Annotated in this window: 17 protein-coding genes; 1 reads left to right on the plus strand and 16 read right to left on the minus strand. The window is 72.6% G+C overall.

Features of this window, described 5'->3' with window-relative positions; translation table 11 throughout:
* Positions 1-69: 69 nt before the first annotated feature.
* The 16 genes from obgE to QC029_RS23070 all read right to left on the minus strand — a co-directional run bounded on the left by obgE (position 70) and on the right by QC029_RS23070 (position 22,599).
* A complete protein-coding gene (gene obgE / locus QC029_RS22995; RefSeq protein ID WP_279557660.1) occupies positions 70-1,512 on the minus strand; it encodes a GTPase ObgE in 1,443 nt (480 codons plus the stop codon).
* Between the two features lie 195 nt (positions 1,513-1,707).
* Positions 1,708-1,965 (minus strand): 50S ribosomal protein L27, encoded by a 258-nt coding sequence (rpmA, locus tag QC029_RS23000; protein WP_279557661.1) that lies wholly within the window; start codon positions 1,963-1,965, stop codon positions 1,708-1,710.
* Between the two features lie 14 nt (positions 1,966-1,979).
* Positions 1,980-2,303 (minus strand): 50S ribosomal protein L21, encoded by a 324-nt coding sequence (gene rplU / locus QC029_RS23005; protein ID WP_093654483.1) that lies wholly within the window; start codon positions 2,301-2,303, stop codon positions 1,980-1,982.
* A gap of 251 nt (positions 2,304-2,554) precedes the next feature.
* The gene (locus tag QC029_RS23010) at positions 2,555-6,592 is read right to left on the minus strand and encodes a ribonuclease E/G (RefSeq protein WP_279557662.1); all 4,038 of its coding nucleotides are present in this window, start codon (positions 6,590-6,592) and stop codon (positions 2,555-2,557) included.
* Between the two features lie 239 nt (positions 6,593-6,831).
* Positions 6,832-7,578 carry a TIGR03936 family radical SAM-associated protein gene (locus QC029_RS23015; protein WP_279557663.1) on the minus strand — a complete coding sequence of 249 codons (747 nt, stop codon included), beginning with the start codon at positions 7,576-7,578 and terminating at the stop codon, positions 6,832-6,834.
* Positions 7,579-7,730: 152 nt separating this feature from the next.
* Positions 7,731-8,327 (minus strand): GNAT family N-acetyltransferase, encoded by a 597-nt coding sequence (locus tag QC029_RS23020; RefSeq protein ID WP_279557664.1) that lies wholly within the window; start codon positions 8,325-8,327, stop codon positions 7,731-7,733.
* Between the two features lie 623 nt (positions 8,328-8,950).
* Positions 8,951-10,876: a TIGR03960 family B12-binding radical SAM protein gene (locus QC029_RS23025; protein WP_279557665.1), complete on the minus strand. Its 1,926-nt coding sequence runs from the start codon at positions 10,874-10,876 to the stop codon at positions 8,951-8,953.
* 182 nt (positions 10,877-11,058) lie between these two features.
* Positions 11,059-12,252 (minus strand): rod shape-determining protein RodA, encoded by a 1,194-nt coding sequence (gene rodA / locus QC029_RS23030; RefSeq protein WP_279557666.1) that lies wholly within the window; start codon positions 12,250-12,252, stop codon positions 11,059-11,061.
* Complete coding sequence (mrdA, locus tag QC029_RS23035; RefSeq protein ID WP_279557667.1) at positions 12,249-14,363, minus strand: penicillin-binding protein 2; 2,115 nt, start codon at positions 14,361-14,363, stop codon at positions 12,249-12,251. Before mrdA ends, rodA begins: the two co-directional genes overlap by 4 nt.
* Before the next feature lie 22 nt (positions 14,364-14,385).
* Positions 14,386-15,066 carry a rod shape-determining protein MreD gene (gene mreD, locus QC029_RS23040; RefSeq protein WP_279557668.1) on the minus strand — a complete coding sequence of 227 codons (681 nt, stop codon included), beginning with the start codon at positions 15,064-15,066 and terminating at the stop codon, positions 14,386-14,388.
* 9 nt (positions 15,067-15,075) lie between these two features.
* The gene (mreC, locus tag QC029_RS23045) at positions 15,076-16,068 is read right to left on the minus strand and encodes a rod shape-determining protein MreC (protein ID WP_279557669.1); all 993 of its coding nucleotides are present in this window, start codon (positions 16,066-16,068) and stop codon (positions 15,076-15,078) included.
* 65 nt (positions 16,069-16,133) lie between these two features.
* The gene (locus QC029_RS23050) at positions 16,134-17,153 is read right to left on the minus strand and encodes a rod shape-determining protein (protein ID WP_279557694.1); all 1,020 of its coding nucleotides are present in this window, start codon (positions 17,151-17,153) and stop codon (positions 16,134-16,136) included.
* Positions 17,154-17,437: 284 nt separating this feature from the next.
* Positions 17,438-17,851: a nucleoside-diphosphate kinase gene (gene ndk / locus QC029_RS23055; RefSeq protein WP_279557670.1), complete on the minus strand. Its 414-nt coding sequence runs from the start codon at positions 17,849-17,851 to the stop codon at positions 17,438-17,440.
* 90 nt (positions 17,852-17,941) lie between these two features.
* On the minus strand, positions 17,942-18,283 hold the full coding sequence (locus QC029_RS23060; protein WP_279557671.1) for a DUF4233 domain-containing protein: 342 nt from the start codon (positions 18,281-18,283) through the stop codon (positions 17,942-17,944).
* Between the two features lie 5 nt (positions 18,284-18,288).
* Positions 18,289-19,752 (minus strand): folylpolyglutamate synthase/dihydrofolate synthase family protein, encoded by a 1,464-nt coding sequence (locus tag QC029_RS23065; RefSeq protein WP_279557695.1) that lies wholly within the window; start codon positions 19,750-19,752, stop codon positions 18,289-18,291.
* 198 nt (positions 19,753-19,950) lie between these two features.
* Positions 19,951-22,599 carry a valine--tRNA ligase gene (locus tag QC029_RS23070; RefSeq protein WP_279557672.1) on the minus strand — a complete coding sequence of 883 codons (2,649 nt, stop codon included), beginning with the start codon at positions 22,597-22,599 and terminating at the stop codon, positions 19,951-19,953.
* A gap of 132 nt (positions 22,600-22,731) precedes the next feature.
* Here QC029_RS23070 and QC029_RS23075 point away from each other — a divergent pair, with 132 nt between their 5' ends.
* Positions 22,732-23,649, plus strand: coding sequence for a hypothetical protein (locus QC029_RS23075; protein ID WP_279557673.1), 918 nt, complete (start codon positions 22,732-22,734; stop codon positions 23,647-23,649).
* Positions 23,650-23,653: the final 4 nt, after the last annotated feature.

Consider the following 23,653-nt stretch of genomic DNA (forward strand, 5'->3'; position numbering starts at 1 on the left):
CCGGTGGCGCGGCCGCCCTCCTCCGTGTCCGTCCCCGTGCCCGCGCGGGCACGGGGACACGCGGACCGGTCACTCCTCGAAGGGGTCGAAGTCCTCGTACTCGCGCAGGGCCTCGTCGCGCTCCGCGTCGCGGTCGCGGCGGCGCTGGGCGGCCGGGCGGAGGGTGTCCAGGCGGTGGTCCTCGCCGCGGCGGCCGAGCATCTCGGCGCCCGCGGCCATCGAGGGCTCCCAGTCGAAGACGACCGCGTCCTCCTCGGAGCCGATGGCCACGCCGTCGCCCTCGCGGGCGCCCGCCTTCATCAGCTCGTCCTCGACACCGAGGCGGTTGAGCCGGTCGGCGAGGTAGCCGACGGCCTCGTCGTTGCTGAAGTCGGTCTGGCGCACCCAGCGCTCCGGCTTCTCGCCGCGCACGCGGAAGAGGCCCTCGCCCTCGCGGGTGACGGTGAAGCCGGCGTCGTCCACGGCCTGGGGACGGATGACGATGCGGGTCGCCTCCTCCTTCGGCCTGGCCGCGCGCGCCTCGTCCACGATCCCCGCCAGGGCGTAGGAGAGCTCCTTGAGGCCCTTGCGGCTCACGGCCGAGACCTCGAAGACCCGGTAGCCGCGCGCCTCCAAATCGGGGCGGATGATGTCGGCGAGGTCCTGCCCGTCGGGGACGTCCACCTTGTTGAGCACCACGACGCGCGGGCGGCCCTCCAGACCGCCGTACTGCGCCAGCTCGGCCTCGATGACGTCCAGGTCGGTCACCGGGTCGCGGTCGGACTCCAGCGTCGCGCAGTCCAGCACGTGGACCAGGACCTCGCAGCGCTCGACGTGGCGCAGGAACTCCAGGCCGAGCCCCTTGCCCTGGCTGGCGCCGGGGATCAGCCCGGGGACGTCGGCGACGGTGTAGACGGTCGAACCGGCCGTCACCACTCCCAGGTTGGGCACCAGGGTGGTGAAGGGGTAGTCGGCGATCTTCGGCTTGGCGGCGGAGAGGACGGAGATCAGGGACGACTTGCCCGCCGACGGGTAGCCGACGAGCGCCACGTCCGCCACCGTCTTCAGCTCCAGGACGATGTCGCGCGTCTCCCCGGGCTCGCCCAGCAGCGCGAAGCCCGGCGCCTTGCGGCGGGCCGAGGCCAGCGCGGCGTTGCCCAGGCCGCCCCGGCCGCCGCGGCCGGCGACGAAGGTGGTGCCCTGGCCCACGAGATCGGCCAGCACGTTGCCCTGCTTGTCCAGGACGACCGTGCCGTCCGGGACGGCCAGCACCAGGTCCCTGCCGTCCGCGCCCGAGCGGTGGCCGCCCTCGCCGGGCTTGCCGTTGGTCGCCCGGCGGTGCGGGGTGTGGTGGTACTCCAGCAGCGTGGTCACGGACTGGTCGACGACGAGGATCACGTCGCCGCCCCGGCCGCCGTTGCCGCCGTCCGGGCCGCCCAGCGGCTTGAACTTCTCGCGGTGGACGGAGGCACAGCCGTGGCCTCCGTTACCCGCGGCGACGTGCAACTCGACGCGGTCCACGAAGGTGGTCATGACGGGTGCCTCCAGGCTGGTGTTCGAGGGGTGTGACGGATTGCGGGGTGCCGGCGCGCCGGCGAGGCGCCGCGCGGGCCGCCTTCGTACAACGCGCCGAGGGCGGAACCGCTTCCCCGCCGTACGCGCGGGGCGCGTACGACGAGAGGCGGTCCGCCCTCGGAGGGTGCTGCGGGGTCGTACCGGAGCCGGTGGTTACTTGGCGACCGGGACGATGTTCACGACCTTGCGGCCGCGGGAGGTGCCGAACTGCACCGCACCGGCGGCCAGCGCGAACAGGGTGTCGTCGCCGCCGCGGCCCACGCCGGTGCCCGGGTGGAAGTGGGTGCCGCGCTGGCGGACCAGGATCTCGCCCGCGTTGACGACCTGACCGCCGAAGCGCTTCACGCCGAGCCGCTGGGCGTTGGAGTCACGACCGTTCCGAGTGGACGATGCGCCCTTCTTGTGTGCCATCTCTCCTCAGTCCCTTACTTCGTCGCCGGGGCGTCGATGCCGGTGATCTTCAGCGCGGTGTGCAGCTGACGGTGACCGATCCGCTTGCGGTAACCGGTCTTGTTCTTGTACTTCATGATGTCGATCTTGGCGCCCTTGTGGTGGTCCACGACCTCGGCGTGCACCTTCACGCCGGCCAGGACCCACGGGTCGCTGGTGACCGCGTCGCCGTCGACGATGAGCAGGGTCGAGAGCTCGACGCTGTCGCCGACCTTGCTGGTGGAGATACGGTCAACCTCAATGACGTCGCCGACGGACACCTTCTGCTGGCGGCCGCCGGTGCGCACGATCGCGTACACGCGGAACTCTCTCTCGCTCGTGGGTGGGGCCCCTGATGCCAGCCGCCCGCCACGGGCGGGGCCCGTGCTGGTCCGAATGGATTGAGCGGCCTCTCCTCGCGCTCACGCGATGCCTCGCGGAGCGCGTGGAGGGAGTTGCTCAGGAGCCTGGCGTATCCATTGACACGCCGCGACGGTCAAGGTTACGGGGCCTGATGTCGAGAATCAAACCGGGCCCCGGACGCCGGTGAGGGCGGCCGGGGCCCGGGCCGTCAGTCCCCGGCCGGAGCCGAGACGGACGGCGGGTCCTGCTGCTCGGCCGCGGACGTCTTGCGGGCGGCCGACTTCTTGGTGGCGGTCTTCTTCGCCGCCGTCTTCTTGGCGGCCGTCTTCTTCGTCGCCGACGCCGCGGTCTTCTTGGCGGCGGTCTTCTTGGCCGCCGTCTTCTTCGCCGTGGTCGCGGCCTTCTTGGCGGTGGCCTTCTTGGCCGTCTTGCGGGCCGCCTTCTTCGCCGGAGCCGCCTCCTCGGCGGGCGCCTCGGCCGGAGCCTCGGCGGCGGTCTCCGGCTCGGGCGCCGCGGCCGCGGGCTCGGGCTCGGGCTCGGGTGCCGTGACGGCCGGCTCGGTGATCTCCGCAGCCTCCGGGGATCCGGCCGGAGCCGCCGCACGGCGCACCACACGACGGCGGGGACGGGCCGGCGGGGCGGGCTCCTCGGCGGCCGGAGCGGGCTCGGGGAGGGGCGCTGCCTCCTCCACGGCCTCCGGAGCCGCCTTCTCGGCGGCCGGAACCACCGTCACCGCGGCCTCCGCCTCGGCAGCCGCCTTCGGCGGACCCGCCGGAGCCGACACCTTCCGCGTCGCACGACGCCGCGCACGCGGCGCGGCCTCCGCCACCGGCGCGGCCTCCGCCACCGGCTCGGACACCGCGGCCGGAGCCTCCGCGACCGGAGCCTCCTCCACGGCCTCCGGAGCCGTCTCCTCGGCGGCCGGAACCACCGTCACCGCGGCCTCCGCCTCGGCAGCCGCCTTCGGCGGACCCGCCGGGGCCGACACCTTGCGGCCGACACGCCGGCGCCTGCGACCGCGCCGGGCGGCCTCCTCGGCCTCGGCGGCGCTGCTGTACAGCTCCTCGTCCGGGACGAACTCCGGCTCGGGCAGCGCCCTGGGCTCGGCGGCCTCGGCCGCGACCTCGGCGGGCGTCTCGACGGACGTCCCGGCGGGTGCGGCCTCCTCCGGCACCTCGGCGGCCGGCACCTCGACGGCGATCTCGGGCGCCTGCTCGGGCTGCTGCGCGGCCTTGCCCTTCTTCCTGCCGCGCTTGCCCCCACCGCCGCCGCCCTGGGTCTGCACCTGGTCCATGTGGACGATGACGCCCCGGCCGTTGCAGTGCACACAGGTCTCGGAGAAGGACTCCAGCAGACCCTGCCCGACCCGCTTGCGGGTCATCTGGACCAGCCCCAGCGAGGTGACCTCGGCCACCTGGTGCTTGGTGCGGTCCCGGCCCAGGCACTCCAGCAGACGCCGCATGACCAGGTCGCGGTTGGACTCCAGCACCATGTCGATGAAGTCGATCACGATGATGCCGCCGAGGTCGCGCAGCCTGAGCTGGCGCACGATCTCCTCGGCCGCCTCCAGGTTGTTCCTGGTGACCGTCTCCTCCAGGTTGCCGCCCTGGCCGGTGAACTTGCCGGTGTTGACGTCGATCACGACCATCGCCTCGGTGCGGTCGATGACCAGCGATCCGCCGCTGGGCAGCCAGACCTTGCGGTCCAGCGCCTTCATCAGCTGCTCGTCGATCCGGTAGGTGGCGAAGACGTCGACCTCGGAGGTCCACTTCTGCAGCCGGCCGGCCAGGTCGGGCGCGACGTGCGAGACGTACCCGTGGATCGTCTCCCACGCCTGGTCGCCGCTGACGATGACCTTGGAGAAGTCCTCGTTGAAGATGTCGCGGACGACGCGGACGGTCATGTCCGGCTCGCCGTAGAGCAGCGTCGGCGCGTTGCCCTTGCGGGCCTTCCCCTGGATCTCCTCCCACTGCGCCTGGAGCCGCTCGACGTCGCGGCGCAGCTCGTCCTCGCTGGCGCCCTCGGCGGCGGTGCGCACGATGACGCCCGCGTCCTCGGGGACGATCCGCTTGAGGATCTGCTTGAGCCGGGCCCGCTCGGTGTCCGGCAGCTTGCGGCTGATGCCGGTCATCGAGCCCTCGGGCACGTAGACCAGGTAGCGGCCCGGGAGGGACACCTGGCTGGTCAGCCGGGCGCCCTTGTGGCCGATCGGGTCCTTGGTCACCTGGACCAGGACGGACTGGCCGGACTTGAGCGCGGTCTCGATCCGGCGCGGACCGCCGGACAGGCCGAGGGCCTCGAAGTTGACCTCACCGGCGTACAGGACGGCGTTGCGCCCCTTGCCGATGTCGACGAAGGCGGCCTCCATCGACGGCAGGACGTTCTGGACCTTGCCCAGGTAGACGTTGCCGACGTAGCTGGTGGCCTGCTCCTTGTTGACGAAGTGCTCGACGAGGACGCCGTCCTCCAGCACCCCGATCTGGGTGCGCTCGCCGCTCTCGCGCACGACCATGACGCGCTCGACGGCCTCGCGCCGGGCCAGGAACTCGGCCTCGGTGATGATCGGTACGCGGCGGCGGCCCTGCTCGCGGCCCTCGCGGCGGCGCTGCTTCTTGGCCTCCAGACGGGTGGAGCCCTTGATCGACTGCACGCCGTCCGCGCTCTCGGACGCCTCGTCCTTCTTCTTCCGCGGCTCGCGGATCTTGACGACCGTGCGCTCCGGGTCGTCCGGGGCGACCTCGGCGGCCTGGGGCTCGGCCTCACCGCTGCGGCGACGGCGGCGACGGCGACGGCGCGAGGTGCTGCTGGAGGATGCCGAGTGCTCGTCGGCGTCCTCGCCCTGCTCGTCGTCCTCCCGGCCGTTCCCGGCGGCGCCCTCGCGGCCCTCGTCGCCCTCCTCGGCGCTGTCCTCGGAGGTCTCGGCGTCCTCGGGGGCCTCGGCGTCACCGCCGCGGCGACGGCGGCGCCCACCGCGGCGGCGGCGGCGCGAGGGACGCTCGTCGCTCTCCTCGCTCTCGCCCGGGCCGTAGGCCTCCTCGTCCTCCTCGCCGGTGTCCTCGCCGTCGGCCTCCTCGGCGCGCTCCTCGCCGTCGGCCTCCTCGGCGTTCCCGGCGGCGGTCCGCTCGTCCCGCTCCTCCTGCTCGGCGGGCTCGCCGGCGCGGCGGCGACGGCGACGGCGGCGTGCCGACGCGGTGGCCTCGGCGCGCTCCTCGCGCTCGGCCTCCACGGCGCGCTCGGCCTCGGCCTCGGTCTCGGTCTCGGTCCCGTACTCCTCCGGCTCCTCCGGCTCCTCCGGCTCGTCGGACCCGGCGGCCTCGGCCGCGGCGGCGGCCGCGGCGGTCTCCGGGGTCTGGAAGACCGGCTCGGCGAACACGGGCGCCTGGAACACCGCCACGGGCGCCACCGGCGGCCTCCTGCGGGCGCGCCGGGGAGCCTCGGGCTCCGTCTCGGCGGCGGTCTCCTCGGCCTTCCGGGACCTCGCCGTCTTCGCAGCCTTGGCCGTCTTCGCCGTCTGCTCGACCTTCGCGGTCTTCGCGGTCTGCTCGGCCTCCGCGGGCCGCTCCGTCTCGGCGGCCGCCGCCTCGCGCGGCTGCTCGGCGGGCTTCTCCTCCACGGGCTGCTCGGCGGCCTTGCGGGTGCGCCGCCTGGTACGGGCGGGCGCCAGCTGCTCCTCGGCCGCCTCGGGCGCAGAGGCCCCGGCCGGCTCGGCGGCGGGCTTCTCCGGCTCCGCGTCCTCCCCGGCCGTCTGCGGCGGGCCCGCGGGTGCGGCGGCCCGGCGGGTCGCACGGCGGCGCGTGCGGGCGGGCGCCGGCTGCTCCTCGACCGGCTCGGGCGCAGAGGCCCCCGCCGGCTCGGCGGGTTCGGCCGCGGTGGGGGCCTCCGCCGCGGGCACGACCGTCTCGGCCGCCTGGGGCGGGCCGGCCGGAGCGGAGGCGCGGCGGGTCGCACGGCGCCTGGGCCGCGCGGGCGCGGCCTGCGCCTCGGGCTCGGCCTCGGCGGTGGGGGCGGAGGCCTGCGCCGACGGGTCCCCGGCCGCCGCGGCGGCCGTCGCCGTGGTGACGACCTCCGGCTCCGCCGAGGTCACCGCGGGCGGTCCCGCCGGGCGGGACACGGCGCGGCGGCGGCGCGGCGGCAGTGTGTCACCGGGGCCGCCGGATGCGGCGCCCGCCCCTCCGCCGGGTGCGGCGGACGTACTGTCGATGTTCTCCGCGGGCGTGGGCTCCGCGGACTCTGTGGGTTCGCGCATGCGGGCGGTTCTCCCGTTCACGCTCCCGGGCGCCGTGCCTCGATCCGGCCGGGCTCCGCCTGATGTGCGCGGGCCGTTCTCCGGGGCGCGGGCGCCGCACGGGAGCTGTTGTCTCGCTCGCCGGTTCCGTGCCATCGGGCCCGGCTACGGCGAAAGTCTGCTGGTGGATGCGCCTGCCTGACGGCCGGACCCGGGTGGCTCCCTGGTGCCTCGCACATCGGCGGCGCGGCGGCGTCGGCCTACGCGGTGCCGTCCGGCACCGTCGCGACGGGGGTTGCGTCGCGGTCGGGCGCAAGCGGATCGGTCACCGTGCCGGTCTCCTCATCGAGCGGCCCCTGCGCCAGCCTGGTCACCGCTGCGGGGACCGGCGGCGCCAGGTCGGCCGTAGCTCGGAGGCCGGACAGGACGTCGTCGGGTCGTACGGCAGGTGTCAGGTGCCGTACCACCAGGCGCAGTATCGCACAGGGAGCCTCTCCGGGCCTATCGGACCCGGCCGGGGCCACCTCCAGTGAGGCCACCGCGGCACGTGTGTCGAAGGTGCGCATGCCCTTCTTGGTCTGCCGCTGGACCTCGACCGAGTCGGCCGCGAGGAAGACCTCCACCGCCTTGCGCGCGTCCTCCGGGGCGACGCCGTCGAGCCGCAGCTCCCACCGGGAGGCCGTCAGGCGGTCGGCGAAGCCGCTGGTGTGCGCCTCCACCGCGTCGACGACGTCGAGTCCGTCGGGAAGCGACTCGTCGAGCAGCCGCCGCAGCACCTCCGGGTCGCGCCGCTCGGTGAGGGCGATCTCCAGGTACTCGGCCTCGCTGCCCGTGCCGGTCGGCGCCGCGTTGGCGTACGAGACCTTCGGGTGCGGGGTGAAGCCCGCGGAGTACGCCATGGGCACCTCGGCCCGGCGGAGCGCCCGCTCGAAAGCGCGCTGGAAGTCGCGATGGCTGGTGAACCGGAGGCGGCCGCGTTTGGTGTAACGCAGACGGATGCGCTGCACCGCGGGTGCGGGCGGCGGGCCTTCGGGCTGTCGCTTGCCCAGGATCCTTCTCCTTGCTGCGGGGTGGCGCGCCGAGCGCCCCTCGGTCGAACACTGGCGGCCGGGCCGTCCCCGCCGGTGCGGGGCCGGTAGGCCCGTACCTACCCACCAGCCTACTCGCCGGCGGCCCCGGCCTCTTCCCGCCCGGCCTCCCGCGCCTGCGGCGCGGACGGTCCCGTGGCGATCCAGTACCGCAGTTTCTTCCCCCGCCGGTCCTCGAAGACACCCCCGCACTTCTCGATGACGCGGCGGGAGGCGGTGTTGGTGTCGTCGCAGGTGACCAGGACCGGGTCGATGCCCAGGGAGCGCACGACGGGCAGGGCGGCGCGCAGCATCGCGGTGGCGTGGCCGCGGCGGCGGGCGGAGGCGCGCACGTCGTAGCCGATGTGGCCGCCGTAGTCGAGCAGGAAGCCGTTGAGCCGGTGGCGGATGGCGATGCGGCCGAGGTAGGTGTCCCCCTCGACCCACCACAGGGTGGTGCACGGGACGTGACCGTCGGGGCGCGGGCTGTCCTCCTCGGCGTCGGCGCGGACGCGCTCGACGTACGCGGCGAAGACCTCCGGGTCCTCCCAGCGTCCGCGGTGGGTGCGGATGTCGCGGCCGACCATCGAGTTGTCGTCCGCCGCCCCGCGCCCCTCGGCCTCGAACTCCTTCATCGCCTCCAGGAAGGAGGCGTGGACGCGGACGGCGGGGGCGATCAGCTCGGGCATGCGGCCAGTGTGTCAGCGCGCGACCGCCCCCGGCCAGCGGACGTCCACCGGCCGGGGCGGGGCGCGTACGCCCGCGCGGCCGGCGGGTGCTCGTCGGCGACCGTCAGCGGGAGCGGCTTCTTCCCCGTCGGGCCGATCCGGACGTGCGTGTCCGTCTGCGACCACGGGGCGACAGCCCCGGCATCGGGTCCGTACGCTCCGCGGTCGTGAGGACGTACGGCGTCGGGAGCGGGTGGACCGCCCCGGACCCGGCCCTCCCGGAGGGCCTGGAGCGGGCGGAGGCCCTGCTCCCCGAGGACGCTCCGGACCGTACGAGCGGGGTCGATGCAGCGGCCATACGGGAGAACGCGGCTGTGCGCGTTGCCGCGTGAACGGGACCCCGAGAACGCCGAGAGGCGTCCGGACGGGATCGTCCGGACGCCTCTCCACGTCCTACGGCCGCTCGACCTCCGGGGCGGCGCCCGGGTCCCGCCGAGGGGCGGGGAGCGGCGTGCGCCGCTCGGGGCGGGGAGCCCGCCCGCGCTCCTTCGCTCCGAGCCCCCGGAGGGCTTCGGCGCGGTCCGCCCCGGGCGTGTCGGCAAGCGCCTCGGCCATCCGCTGGACGGGACCGCCGCCGGTCGCGGCTACTTCTTGACCGTCAGCGGGAGCAGCTTCTTCCCCGTCGGGCCGATCTGGATGTGCGTGTCCATCTGCGGGCACACGCCGCAGTCGAAGCAGGGCGTCCAGCGGCAGTCCTCGACCTCGGTCTCGTCGAGGGCGTCCTGCCAGTCCTCCCACAGCCAGTCCTTGTCGAGACCGGAGTCGAGGTGGTCCCAGGGCAGGACCTCCTCGTAGGTGCGCTCGCGCGTGGTGTACCAGTCGACGTCCACGCCGTGGGGGGCCAGCGCGCGCTCGGCGCACTCCATCCACAGGTCGTACGAGAAGTGCTCGCGCCAGCCGTCGAAACGGCCGCCCGCCTCGTAGACGGCCCGGATGACGTCGCCGACGCGCCGGTCGCCGCGCGAGAGCAGGCCCTCGACGATGCCGGGCTTGCCGTCGTGGTAGCGGAAGCCGATGGAGCGGCCGTAGCGCTTGTCGGCGCGGATCCTCTCGCGCAGCTTGTCCAGCCGGGCGTCGGTCTCCTCGGCCGACAGCTGCGGGGCCCACTGGAAGGGGGTGTGCGGCTTGGGCACGAAGCCGCCGATGGAGACGGTGCAGCGGATGTCGTTGGAGCCGGAGACCTCCCGGCCCTTGGAGATGACCTTGGCCGCCATGTCGGCGATCTGCAGCACGTCGTCGTCGGTCTCGGTGGGCAGGCCGCACATGAAGTACAGCTTCACCTGCCGCCAGCCGTTGCCGTACGCGGTGGCGACGGTGCGGATCAGGTCCTCCTCGGAGACCATCTTGTTGATGACCTTGCGGATGCGCTCGCTGCCGCCCTCGGGGGCGAAGGTGAGGCCCGAGCGGCGGCCGTTGCGGGTCAGCTCGTCGGCCAGGTCGATGTTGAAGGCGTCGACGCGGGTGGAGGGCAGCGACAGGCCGATCTTGTCGTCCTCGTAGCGGTCGGCCAGGCCCTTGGCGATGTCGCCGATCTCGCTGTGGTCGGCCGACGACAGCGACAGCAGGCCGACCTCCTCGAAGCCGGTGTTCTTCAGGCCCTTCTCGACCATGTCGCCGATGCCGGTGATGGAGCGCTCGCGCACCGGGCGGGTGATCATGCCCGCCTGGCAGAAGCGGCAGCCGCGGGTGCAGCCGCGGAAGATCTCCACGCTCATCCGCTCGTGGACGGTCTCGGCCAGCGGCACCAGGGGCTGCTTGGGGTAGGGCCACTCGTCGAGGTCCATCACGGTGTGCTTGGACACGCGCCACGGCACGCCGGAGCGGCCCGGCACGACGCGGGCGATGCGGCCGTCGGGCAGGTACTCCACGTCGTAGAAGAGCGGTACGTACACGCCGCCGGTCCTCGCCAGGCGCAGCAGCAGCTCCTCGCGGCCGCCGGGGCGGCCCTCGGCCTTCCAGGCCCGGGTGATCTCGGTGATCTCCAGCACGGCCTGCTCGCCGTCGCCGATGACCGCGCAGTCGATGTAGTCCGCGATCGGCTCGGGGTTGAAGGCGGCGTGGCCGCCGGCGACGACCACCGGGTGGTCCTCGGTGCGGTCCTTCGCCTCCAGCGGGATGCCGGCGAGGTCGAGGGCGGTGAGCAGGTTGGTGTACCCCAGCTCGGTGGAGAAGGAGACGCCGAACAGGTCGAAGGCGCCGACCGGGCGGTGGGCGTCGACGGTGAACTGCGGGACCCGGTGCTCGCGCATGAGCTTCTCCAGGTCCGGCCAGACGCTGTAGGTCCGCTCGGCGAGCACGCCCTCGCGCTCGTTGAGGACCTCGTAGAGGATCATGACGCCCTGGTTGGGCAGGCCGACCTCGTAGGCGTCGGGGTACATCAGCGCCCAGCGGACATCGCAGGCGTCCCAGTCCTTGACGGTGGAGTTCAGCTCTCCGCCGACGTACTGGATCGGCTTCTGGACGTGCGGGAGGAGGGCCTCCAGGCGCGGGAAGACCGACTCGACAGGCATGGGTGGTGTCCTCGGATGCTGGGGTTCGCTGGGTCTGCTGGGTTTCGCCGGTTTTTCGGTGGGGGCCCGCGCGGCTGGTCCGGTACCGCCGGCCGCCGGGCGGGAGTGACCATCCAGCGTAACGCCTGCCGGAGCCGGCCCGGCGCCCGCGTACCGGCCGGGGGCCGGTACGCGGGGCGGGCTCAGGCGGAGACCGGGCGCTGCACCCGGATCGACTGGAGCAGCCCGATGGCGATCCAGACCGCGAACATCGAGGTGCCGCCGTAGCTGACGAAGGGCAGCGGCAGGCCGGCGACCGGCATGATGCCCATGGTCATCCCGATGTTCTCGAAGGACTGGAAGGCGAACCAGGCGATGATCCCGGCGGCGACGATCGTGCCGTACAGCTCGGTCGTCTCGCGGGCGATGCGGCAGGCGCGCCACAGCACCACGCCCACCAGGAAGATGATCAGGCCCGCGCCGAGGAAGCCCAGCTCCTCGCCGGCGACGGTGAAGACGAAGTCGGTCTGCTGCTCGGGGACGAACCGCCCGGTGGTCTGGGTGCCCTCGAACAGTCCCTTGCCGTAGAGGCCGCCCGAACCGATGGCGATGCGGGCCTGGTTGGTGTTGTAGCCGGCGCCGGACGGGTCGAGCGCGGGGTTGGCGAAGGCCGCGAAGCGCTTGATCTGGTAGTCGTCGAGCACGCCGAGCTGCCAGACCAGGACCGCGCCGATGCCGCCCGCGGCCAGCAGGCCGATGATCCAGCGGTTGGAGGCCCCGGAGGCCAGCAGCGCCCCCAGCACGATCACCGCCAGGACCATCACCGAGCCCATGTCGGGCATCAGCATGACGATTCCGATCGGCACGGCGGCCAGCGCGAGGGCCTGCACCACCGTGCGGTGGTCGGGGTGGGCCCGGTCGCCGGCGTCCACCTGGGCCGCCAGCAGCATCGCCATGCCCAGGATGATGGTGATCTTGGCGAACTCGGCGGGCTGGAGGGAGAGGCCGGCGCCCAGGTTCAGCCAGGCGCGCTGGCCGTTGATCGTCGCGCCGACCGGGGTGAGCACGAGCAGCGTGAGCAGCACCGACAGCACGTACAGCACCGGGACCGCGCCGCGCAGCCTGCGGTGGCCGAGCCAGATGGTGCCCACCGCGAGCGCCACGCCGATGGCGAGGCTGAGCAGGTGGCGCCAGAGGAAGTAGTGCGGGTCCCCCTCGTTCAGCTCGGTGCGGTTGCGGGTGGCGGACCACACCAGCAGGGCGCCGAGGACGGACAGCGCCGTGCAGGCCAGCAGCAGTGTCCAGTCCAGGCGGCGGAGGACGGAGTCGCGCGCCGTCAGCCTGCTCCATGCGGAGCGCTCCTGCCAGGGCCGCCCGGTGTAGGAGTGGGTGCTCACGGCTTGAAGCCCTTCTGGCGCAGGGCCTCGATGGTGCCGTCGGAGTTGACCTTCGGGAGTTCCTTCTGCGGCTTCGGCAGGAGCGCCTTCCTCTTGTCGATCTTGCCGTCCTCCCCCACGCCGTACAGGGCGTCGTAGATCGCCCGCACCGCGGGGCCGGAGGCGCCGGAGCCGGTGCCGCCCTGGGAGATCGTCATGACGATCGCGTACTCGTCGGTGTAGGTCGCGAACCACGAGGTGGTCTGCTTGCCGTAGACCTCGGCGGTACCGGTCTTGGCGTGCATGGGGATCTCCTTCTGCGGCCAGCCGGCGTCGGCGAAGCGCCAGGCCGCGGTACCGCGGGTGGCGACGCCCTCGAGGGCCTTGTCCGTCTGGCGCAGGGTCTTGGCGTCCATCGGGAGCCTGCCGCGCTTCTTCGGCTCGATCTCCTCGACGTTCCTGCCGTCGGGGCTGATGACCGCCTTGCCGACGGTGGGCTCGTACACGGTGCCGCCGTTGCTGATGGCCGCGTAGATGGTGGCCATCTGGATGGGCGTCACCAGCGTGTCGCCCTGGCCGATGGAGTAGTTGACGCTGTCACCGGCGCGCAGCCTGTTGCCCTCCAGGCAGTTCTCGTACGCGATCTGCTCGACGTAGTCCCCGCCCTTCTTGCCGTACTTGCACCAGGCGTCCTTGTTGGCCTCCCAGTACTTCTGCTTCCACTCCCGGTCGGGCACGCGGCCCTCGACCTCGTTGGGGAGGTCGATCCCGGTGCGCTTGCCGAGGCCGAACTCGTGGGCCATCTTGTAGAACCAGTCGTCGGGGTTCTTCTTCGGCCTGGCTCCGCCGTCCTTCTTCCACTCCTGGTGGGCCAGGGCGTAGTAGACGGTGTCGCAGGAGACCTCCAGCGCGCGGCCGAGGTCGATCATGCCGTGGTTCTGCGACTCGAAGTTCTTGAAGACCTGGCCGCCGATGCTGTACGAGGACGAGCAGTTGTAGCGTCCGTCGAAGTCGTAGCCGGCCTTGACGGCCGCGGCGGTCGGGATGACCTTGAAGATCGAGCCGGGTGCGGCCTGTCCCTGGATGGCCCGGTTGAGCAGCGGGTAGTTGGACTCCTTGCCGGTGAGTTCGGCGTAGTCCCTGGCGGAGATGCCGCCGACCCAGGCGTTGGGGTCGTAGTCCGGCGCGGAGGCCATCGCGACGATCCGGCCGGTCCTGGCCTCCATCACCACGACCGCGCCCGCGTCCGCCTCGTAGGTGCGGTTGGTGTTGCGGTCGTGCTGTTTGCGGGCTTCCTTCATCGCCTTGACCAGCTCCTTCTCCGCGACGGCCTGGACGCGCGAGTCGATGCTGGTGACGAGGGAGGAGCCGGGTTCGCCCTTGTCGTTCTCGGCCTCCCCGATGACCCGGCCGAGGTTGTCCACCTTGTAGCGGGTCACGCCCGCGTCGCCGCGCAGCGCCGCGTCGTACTGGCGCTCCAGGCCGGAGCGGCCGATCTGGTCGGAGCTGAGCAGCGGCGAGTCGGTGTCCTTGGTCTGCGCGATCTCCTCGTCGGTGACGGGCGAGAGGTAGCCGAGGACCTGCGCGGTCCGGGCGCCGTACGGGGCCGGGTAGCGGCGGACGGCGACGGGCTCGGCGGTGATGCCGGGGAAGTCCTCCTGGCGCTCGCGGATCTGGAGCGCCTGCTGGGTGGTGGCCTCGTCGGTCACCGGGATCGGCTGGTAGGGGGAGCCGTTCCAGCAGGGCTGCGGCGTCTCGGCGTTGCACAGGCGGATCTTCTCGGACACCTCCTTGTAGGACATGTCCAGCACGTCGGCGAGCCGGGTGAGGACGGCCTCGCCGTCGTCGTCCATCTTCATCAGCTCGGTGCGGCTGGCGGAGACCACCAGCCGGGTCTCGTTGTCGGCCAGCGGCACGCCGCGCGCGTCGAGGATGGCGCCGCGCACGGCGGGCTGGACGACCTGCTGCACGTGGTTGCCCGCGGCCTTCTCGGCGTACTCCTCCCCGTTGCGGATCTGGAGGTACCACAGCCGTCCGCCGAGGGTGAGCATCAGGGAGAAGACCAGGACCTGGATGGCGACCAGCCGGATGGTGACCCGGGGGGTGCGCCCGGTCTCGGGAATGTTGCTCACTGCGTCTCCGTCGCAATCGCCGTCACAGTCGCTTGACGCCCTTGATCCGCCCCGACCCGCTCCTGGGGATCCGGGCCGGCAGGCCGCCGCGCCGGGCGGTGCCCACCCGGGCCGCGCGGCCGCGGAGACCGCCGGAGCCGAGCAGACCGTCGTACTTGTGGGCACCGTCGCTGGCGCTGCCCGCCGTGTCGGCGAGCGGGTCGTGCGCGGTGCGCCGGGCCAGCGCCATGACCACCGGGACCGTGAACGGCGCGAGCAGCAGGTCGTAGACGGTGGCCGTGGTCAGCAGCACGCCCAGGCCCACGTGGCGGGCGGCGGTGTCGCCGACCAGCGCGCCGACCCCGGCGTACAGCAGGGTGGAGGAGAGCGCGGCGCCCGCCACGACGAGCATCGGGACGGTGGCCGAGCGGTGCTGGCCGTTCTCCGGCCTGGTCAGGCCGGCGGCGTAGCCGATGACGCACAGCACCAGGGCGTAGCGGCCCACGGCGTGGTCGGCGGGCGGCGCGAGGTCGGCCAGCAGACCGGCGCCGAAGCCGACCAGCGCGCCGCCGGTGTGGCCGTACACCAGCGCCAGGCCGAGGACGGTCAGCAGCAGCAGGTCCGGTACGGCGCCGGGCAGCTGGAGCCGGGCCAGCACGCTGACCTGGACGACCAGGGCGACGACGACGAGCGCGGTCGAGAGCAGGATCCGGTTGAGGTGCATCGTTATCGGTCAGCTCCTGGAAGGACCGGGGGTGGCGCCCCCGGAGGAGGTGGCGTCCCCGGAGGGACCGGCGCCCGCCGCAGGGCCGGCACTCGCCGAGGGGCCGACGGTCACCGTGACCGTCGGGGTGGGCTGGGCCTTCGGCCTGGGCGGGAGGACCGCGTCGCGCGGGTCGGTGCGCGGCGGCCTGACGACGACGCCGACGATGTCGAGCTTGGTGAAGCCGACGTACGGCCGCACCCGCACCGTCCGGGTGAGACCGCCGCTGTGCGGGTCGACCCGGATGACCTCGCCCACCGGCACCCCGGGCACGAACGGCCGGTCGTTGCTGGAGCCGAAGGTGACCAGGCGGTCGCCCTTCTTCACGTCGGCCTTGCTGTTGAGGAGCTGGACGGTCAGCGCGCTGTCGCCGCGGCCGTTGGCGAAGCCGAGCTCGCCCGTGCCCTCCATCCGGGTGCCGACGGTGAAGTCGGGGTCGTTGGCCAGGAGCACGGTGGAGGTGTTCGGCCCGACGGTGGTCACCCGGCCGACGAGCCCGTCACCGTTTATCACGGTCATGTCGCGCCTGATGCCGTCGCGCTCGCCGACGTCGAGGGTGACGGTCCAGGAGAAGCCCTGGGCGGCGCCGATCCCGACGACCTGGGCGGCCTTGATGCCGTACTGCCCGGCGCCCGCGGTCCGCAGGAGCCTGTCGAGCTGCTCGACCCGGGAGCTGTTGCGGTCGGAGGCGGCGAGCCGCTGCTTCAGCTCGGCGTTCTCCTGCTCCAGCACGCTGATCCGGTCGTAGCGCTCGCCGGAGTCCCGTACGGCCGCGATGGCGTTGCCGACGGGGTCGACGGCGGTGGCGACGCCGCTCTCCACCGGGCCGAGGACGGACGCGGCGACCTGTCGCGCGCCGTCCAGCGGTGATCGCTCACCACCGCGGATGTCCACGGTGATCAGTGCGAACGCGATGGCGACCAGCAGAACGAGCAGCAGCCGGCTCTCTCGTGTATCCCTCACGTGCGACGGCCGTGCCTTCCCCTTGTTGGACTTGTTGGACTTGTCGGGCTTGTCGGACCGTTCCGTCAGCGCCGCGGCTGGGCGTCGAGCACCTGCTGGAGCGCCTCGAACTCCTCGACGCACTTGCCGGAGCCCAGCGCCACCGAGTCCAGCGGGTTCTCGGCGATGTGGATGGGCATGCCCGTCTCGCGCCGCAGCCGCTCGTCCAGGCCGCGCAGCAGGGCGCCGCCGCCGGTGAGCACGATGCCGCGGTCCATGATGTCGCCGGAGAGCTCGGGCGGGCACTTGTCGAGGGTGGTCTTCACCGCGTCGACGATGGAGTTGACGGGCTCCTCGATGGCCTTGCGGACCTCGCTGGCGGAGATGACCACGGTCTTGGGCAGCCCGCTGACCAGGTCGCGGCCGCGGATCTCGGTGTGCTCGTCGGTCTCCATGTCGTACGCCGAGCCGATCGTGATCTTGATGCTCTCGGCGCTGCGCTCGCCCAGCAGGAGGCTGTACTCCTTCTTGATGTGCTGGATGATCGCGTTGTCCAGCTCGTCGCCCGCCACCCGGATGGACTGCGCCGTGACGATCCCGCCGAGCGAGATCACCGCCACCTCGGTGGTGCCGCCGCCGATGTCGACGACCATGTTGCCCGTCGCCTCGTGGACCGGCAGGCCCGAGCCGATCGCGGCCGCCATCGGCTCCTCGATGATGTGCACCTGGCGCGCGCCGGCCTGGGTGGAGGCCTCGATGACCGCGCGGCGCTCGACGCCGGTGATGCCGGAGGGGACGCAGACGACCACCCGGGGGCGCGCGAGGTACCGCCGCTTGTGGATCTTGAGGATGAAGTAGCGGAGCATCCGCTCGGTGATCTCGAAGTCGGCGATCACCCCGTCCTTCAGGGGACGGACCGCCACGATGTTGCCGGGGGTGCGGCCGATCATCTTCTTGGCCTCGGCGCCGACTGCGAGGATCCCGCCGGTGTTGGTGTTGATGGCGACGACCGATGGCTCGTTGAGGACGATCCCGCGACCCCTGACGTACACCAGCGTGTTGGCGGTCCCGAGGTCGACAGCCATGTCACGGCCGATGAACGACATGTTGTTCGCCATGAGGATACGTCAGGCCTTCCAACTGGAGCGATGTAAGGGGAGGACGACAGCGTGCGCTGCGGGGCCCGGAGAAGTTTCCATCGTAGTCGCGCTCGTTCGAACGCGGTGAGAGGGTTCCTCCTCCGTCATTGTCGGCGGAACGCGGGTCATCCCCGTATGTGGTGACGTCGCGTCCGGGTGATTCGTTCCCCCGAGTGGAGGCGAATTCACGGTGGGGCGATCGAATTCCATCGATCGCCCCAGGTCAAGAGGTCCGGTGAAATGACACGCCGTCAGGAGTGGGAAGGGAAGAAAATCTTCAGCTCCCGTTCGGCGGACTCCTCGGAGTCCGAGGCGTGGATGAGGTTCTCACGCACGATCGTCCCGAAGTCCCCCCGGATGGAGCCGGGCGCTGCGGCGATCGGGTCGGTCGGCCCGGCCAGGGCGCGCACCCCCTCGATCACCCTTTCGCCCTCGACGACCATCGCCACGGCCGGGCCGGAGGTCATGAACTCCAGCAGCGGCTCGTAGAACGGGCGGCCGACGTGCTCGGCGTAGTGCTGCTCCAGCGTGGCGCGGTCCAGCGTGCGCAGCTCCAGCGCGCTGATCGTCCAGCCGGCCTTGCGCTCGATGCGCCCGACGATCTCGCCGATCAGGCCCCGCCTGACCGCGTCGGGCTTGAGGAGGACGAGGGTGCGCTGGCTCATGGTCGACTGCTCCTTGGAGTCATACGGAATACGGGCTTTCACAAGTGCTCAGAGGCTACAGGGAGCCCGTCCGTGCTCCGGCGGCACCCGTCAGGCGGCGTCGGCGGCGGCGGCGAAGCGGGCCTTCGCCTCGTCGATCTTCCGGCCGAAGTGGATGGACGCCCACCACAGCCCGGCGAAGAGCGCGCCGAGGAAGAACATCGCCGGGACGGCGAAGCCGGAGGCGATCAGGCCGATCTGCAGCACCCAGCCGAGCTGGAGCGCACCGGGCCGGCCGAGCACCCCGCACAGCAGCAGGCACAGCACCATCGCCGTACCGCCGACCGCCCAGACCGTCCCCGCGGGCAGACCGCCCAGTCGCATCGCCACCAGGGAGGCGAAACCGATGACGAGGAACTCGCCGACGAGGGTGGAGGCGCAGAGCGTACGCACCGCCGTCACCTGTCCTTTCCGAGCAGCAGCCGGGCCTCGCCGACGGTGAACACCGAGCCGGTGACCAGCACCCCCGCGCCGGAGTACTCGCCCTCCTCCTCGGCCAGGGTGATGGCCGCCTCCAGCGCGTCGTCCAGCCTCGGCTCGACCTGGATCCGCTCCTCGCCGAAGACCTCGACGGCCAGCGCCGCCAGCTCGTCCACGTCCATGGCGCGGGGGGTGGCGTTACGGGTGACCACGACCTCGGCGAAGATCGGTTCGAAGGCCTCCAGCAGCCCGCGCACGTCCTTCTCCGCGCTGGGGGCGACCACGCCGACCAGCCGGCTGAAGCCGAACGCCTCGGTGACCGCGGCGGCGGTGGCCAGGGCGCCCGCCGGGTTGTGCGCGGCGTCCAGCACCACCGTGGGGCTGCGGCGCACCACCTCCAGCCGTCCCGGGGAGGTCACGGAGGCGAAGGCGGTGCGGACGGCGTCGATGTCCAGGGTGCGGGCGTGCTGGGAGCCGATGCCGAAGAACGCCTCGACGGCCGCCAGCGCCACGGCGGCGTTGTGCGCCATGTGGGCGCCGTGCAGCGGCAGGAAGACCTCCGGGTACTCCCCGCCCAGCCCGCGCAGCGTCAGCAGCTGGCCGCCGACGGCCACCTCGCGGGAGACGACGCCGAACTCCAGGCCCTCGCGGGCGACGGTGGCGTCCGTCTCCACGGCCTTGCGCAGCACGACCGAGGCGGCCTCCACCGGCTGCTGGGCCAGGACGACGGTGGCGCCCTGCTTGACGATGCCGGACTTCTCCTCCGCGATCTTCCCGGGCGTGTCGCCCAGCCGGTCGGTGTGGTCCAGGGCGATCGGGGTGATGACGGCGACGCCCGCGTCGATCACGTTGGTGGCGTCCCAGCTCCCGCCCATGCCGACCTCGACGACCGCCACGTCCACGGGCGCGTCGGCGAAGGCCGCGTACGCCATGCCGGTCATGACCTCGAAGAACGACAGGCGGTGCTCCTGGGAGGCGTCCACCATCTCCACGTACGGCCTGAGGTCCTCGTACGTCTCGATGAACCGCTCGGCGGAGATCGGCGCGCCGTCCAGGCTGATCCGCTCGGTGACGGCCTGCACGTGCGGGCTGCTGTAGCGGCCGGTGCGCAGCTCGAACGCGCCCAGCAGCGCCTCGATCATCCGGGCGGTGGTGGTCTTGCCGTTGGTACCGGTGATGTGGATGGAGGGGTAGGAGCGCTGCGGCTCGCCGAGCACGTCCATCAGCGCGCTGATCCGCTTCAGGGACGGCTCCAGCTTCGTCTCGGGCCAGCGCCCCACCAGCTCGGCCTCCACCGCCCGCAGCGCCCGGTCCAGCTCCGGGTCCTCGGGACGGACCGGCAGCGCGTCGTCCCCGGCCGGCCCCGCCTGGGTGCGCAGGGTGCGGCTGCCCGCCTCGATCACGGCGAGATCGGGGTCGCGGTCCGTCTCGGCGCCGATGATCTCCTCGAACCGGTCCGGGGGATCGCCGGGGCCCCCGTCCTCGCCGGGGGCGTCGCCGGGGCCGTCGTACGGGTCGTGCGGGGGGTGCTCGCTCACGGTTTCAGTGTACGGAGACGGCGGCAGCCGCCGCGCCCGGCCCGGGCGCGGCGGCTGCCGCTCTCTCGTCGTACCTTCCGTCCTACCCGCTCGCGGGGCGTGCTAGCCCTGCGGCAGCGCGTCCAGCTGGGCGGTGATCCGGGCGATGTCCGCCTCGGCCTGCTCCCTGCGGGTGCGGATCTTGGCGACCACGTGGTCGGGGGCCTTGGCCAGGAAGCCCTCGTTGCCGAGCTTGGCCGTGGTCTGCGCCAGCTCCTTCTCGGCCGCCGCCAGGTCCTTCGCCAGGCGCTTGCGCTCGGCCGCGAAGTCGATCGCGCCGGACAGGTCCAGCTCCACCCTCGCGCCCGCCACCGGCAGGGACGCGGTGGTCTGGAAGCCCTCCCCCTCCGGCTGCAGGCGCAGCAGGGAGCGGATGGCCGCCTCGTGCGCCGCCAGCGGGGTCCCGTCCAGGGTGAGGCGGGCCGGGACGCGCTGGCCGGGCTGGAGGCCCTGGTCGGCGCGGAAGCGGCGGACCTCGGTGATCACCCGCTGGAGCGTGGCGATCTCCTCCTCGGCCGCCGCGTCGCGGAAGCCGGAGTCGGCCGGCCAGTCGGCGATCACCACGGACTCGCCGCCCGTCAGCGTCGTCCACAGCGTCTCGGTGACGAAGGGCATCACCGGGTGGAGCAGCCGCAGCGTGGTGTCCAGGACCTCGCCCAGGACGCGGGCGGAGGCGCGGGCCGCGGCGCCGCCCTCGGCGAAGGTGGTCTTGGACAGCTCGACGTACCAGTCGAAGACCTCGTCCCAGGCGAAGTGGTAGAGGAGGTCGGAGAGCTTGGCGAACTGGTAGTCGTCGTAGTACGCGTCCGCCTCGGCCACGACCGTGTTCAGCCGGGAGAGGATCCAGCGGTCGGTCGCGAGGAGCTCCCCGGGCGCGGGCAGGGGGCCCTCGACCGTGGCGCCGTTCATCAGCGCGAAGCGGGTGGCGTTCCAGACCTTGTTGGCGAAGTTGCGGGACGCCTGGACCCAGTCCTCGCCGATGGGGACGTCGACGCCGGGGTTGGCGCCGCGCGCGAGGGTGAAGCGCAGCGCGTCGGAGCCGTACGTGTCCATCCAGTCCAGTGGGTTGACCGCGTTGCCGAAGGACTTCGACATCTTCTTGCCGAACTGGTCGCGGACCATGCCGTGCAGCGCGATGGTGTGGAAGGGCGGGGTGCCGTCCATCGCGTAGAGGCCGAACATCATCATCCGGGCGACCCAGAAGAAGAGGATGTCGTAGCCGGTGACCAGGACGGAGTTCGGATAGAACTTCTCCAGGCTCTCGGTCCGCTCGGGCCAGCCGAGCGTGGAGAACGGCCACAGGCCGGAGGAGAACCAGGTGTCCAGCACGTCGCTGTCCTGGTGCCAGCCCTCGCCGCTCGGCGGCTCCTCGTCCGGGCCGACGCAGACGGTCTCGCCGTCCGGGCCGTACCAGACCGGGATGCGGTGGCCCCACCACAGCTGGCGGGAGATGCACCAGTCGTGGAGGTTGTCGACCCAGCCGAAGTAGCGGGACTCCATCTCCTTGGGGTGGATCGTCACCCGGCCGTCGCGCACCGCGTCGCCGGCGGCCTTCGCCAGCGGGCCGACCCTGACCCACCACTGCATGGACAGCCGCGGCTCGATGGTGGTCTTGCACCGCGAGCAGTGGCCGACGGAGTGGACGTAGGGGCGCTTCTCGGCGACGATGCGCCCCTCGGCGCGCAGCGCGCCGACGACCGCCGAGCGGGCCTCCAGCCGGTCCAGGCCCTGGAAGGGGCCGTGGGCGGTGATGACCGCGTGCTCGTCCATGACCGTGATGCTCGGCAGGTCGTGGCGGCGGCCGATCTCGAAGTCGTTGGGGTCGTGCGCCGGGGTGACCTTGACGGCGCCCGTGCCGAACTCGGGGTCGACGTGCTCGTCGGCGACGACCGGGATGCGGCGGCCGGTGAGCGGCAGTTCGATCTCGGAGCCGACGAGGTGGGCGTAGCGCTCGTCGTCGGGGTGGACCGCCACGGCGGTGTCGCCGAGCATCGTCTCGGCGCGGGTGGTGGCCACGACGATGGAGTTCTCGCCCTCTCCGTAGCGGATCGAGACCAGCTCGCCGTCCTGGTCGGCGTACTCCACCTCGATGTCGGAGATGGCCGTCAGGCAGCGCGGACACCAGTTGATGATCCGCTCGGCGCGGTAGATCAGCTCGTCGTCGTAGAGCCGCTTGAAGATCGTCTGGACGGCGCGGGAGAGCCCCTCGTCCATGGTGAAGCGCTCGCGCGACCAGGCGACGCCGTCGCCCAGGCGCCGCATCTGGCCCGAGATCTGGCCGCCGGACTCGGCCTTCCACTGCCAGACGCGCTCGACGAACGCCTCGCGGCCCAGGTCGTGGCGGGACTTGCCCTCCTTGGCCAGCTCGCGCTCGACGACGTTCTGCGTGGCGATGCCGGCGTGGTCCATGCCCGGCTGCCACAGCGTCTCGTGGCCCTGCATCCGCTTGCGGCGGGTGAGGGCGTCGATCAGCGTGTGCTCGAAGGCGTGGCCCAGGTGCAGGCTGCCGGTGACGTTCGGCGGCGGGATGACGACCGTGTACGGCGGCTTGTCGCTCTTGGCGTCCGCCTCGAAGTAACCGCGCTCTACCCAGCGCTCGTACAGCTTCCCCTCCACCTCGGCCGGAACGTACTGGGTCGGCAGGTCGGCATGGGCGCTGGTCGACGGCTCCGCCCCCGCGGGGGTCGGGCTCTGCTGAGTGTTCTCGGTCACGACGGCCAGTGTACGGGCGGCTGTGTAGCAGTCTCGAATCGGTTTGGAGGGCCGGGTGACCGGGGGGAGCGGGGGTCCGCCAGGATGGGACGGCTCATTCGCGAACGTGTCCGATCAAGGGGGAGCCCCAGCATGAGTTACCACCAGCCGCCGCCGCAGCCCGGTCCGTACGGCCAGCCGCAGCAGCCGCCGCAGCCGCCGTACGGCGGCCCCCAGCCGGGGTACGGCCACCCGCAGCAGCCCGGTCAGCCCCAGCCGGGCTTCCCCCAGCAGCAGGGCTGGGGGCAGCCGGGCTATCCGCAGCAGCCCGGCGGCTACGTGCCCCCGCCCCCTCCCCCGCCGGGCGGCGGCAAGGGCAAGACGATCGGCGCCCTGGTCGCCGTCCTCGCGGTCGTCGGCCTGGCGGTGGGCGGCTACCTCGTCTTCTCCGACGGCGGCGGCGACCTCGCCGACGACGGCAAGCGGTACAAGCTCGTGGCTCCCGCGACACTGGCCGGCGAGTACAAGAAGGCACCGTCCGGCGAATCGGACGGGTTCGACTCGGAAGACCTCGAGCAACTGGAGAAGGTCGGCGTCTCCGACGCCCAGGAGGTCAACGCCGAGTACCTCACCGGCAACGTCGGCGACCCCGACCCCACGACCGGCATGGCCCTGTCCTTCAACGGGGTGTGGGGCGAGGTGAAGGACCCGGAGGCAGCCGTCGACACCCTGTTCGCGACCCTCGCCGAGGGCGCCGGCGAGGAGTCCTCCGAGAAGGGCGACGCGAAGGTCACGCTGGTGGGCGAACCGGAGGAGGTGTCCCCCGAAGGGCTGGAGAACGCCGTGATGAAGTGCCAGGAGGCCGAGTTCACCGGCGACTCCTCCACCGGGCTGGGAAGCGGCGGGAAGGCGACCATGCCCTTCTGCGTCTGGGCCGACTACAGCACCGTCGGCGCGGTGTCCCTGGCCGACATCTCGGCGTTCCTCGGCGGCAAGGGCGGGGCGCCGATCGGCGACGCCGCCGACCTGGCCGCGGAGCTGCACAGGGAGGCGCGCGTCGAGATCGAGTGACACC

Source organism: Streptomyces sp. DH37 (assembly GCF_029813835.1).
GTDB lineage: Bacteria > Actinomycetota > Actinomycetes > Streptomycetales > Streptomycetaceae > Streptomyces.